1 protein-coding gene is annotated in these 242 nt (G+C 52.1%); it reads left to right on the top strand.

What is annotated here, in order from left to right:
• A partial coding sequence (locus tag R2R70_RS22640) for a nickel-dependent hydrogenase large subunit (RefSeq protein WP_410979292.1) occupies positions 1-242 on the top strand: 242 nt, incomplete at both ends.

Below are 242 nucleotides of genomic sequence, written 5' to 3'. Positions count from 1 at the left end.
AACGTATCTGTGGCGTATGTACTACCACTCACGCGCTGTCTTCCGTTCGTGCGGCAGAAAGTGCGCTGAATATCGACGTTCCGGTTAACGCGCAATACATCCGTAACATCATTCTGGCTGCGCACACCACGCATGACCATATTGTTCATTTCTATCAGCTTTCGGCGCTGGACTGGGTGGACATCACTTCTGCACTGCAAGCTGACCCAACCAAAGCCTCCGAAATGCTGAAAGGCGTTTCG

The sequence above is a fragment of the Cobetia sp. SIMBA_158 genome (genome assembly GCF_046566945.1).
In the GTDB taxonomy this organism is placed as follows: domain Bacteria; phylum Pseudomonadota; class Gammaproteobacteria; order Pseudomonadales; family Halomonadaceae; genus Cobetia; species Cobetia amphilecti.
The sequence above is the reverse complement of the archived record's forward strand: the minus strand, read 5'-3'. Positions and strand labels throughout refer to the sequence as shown.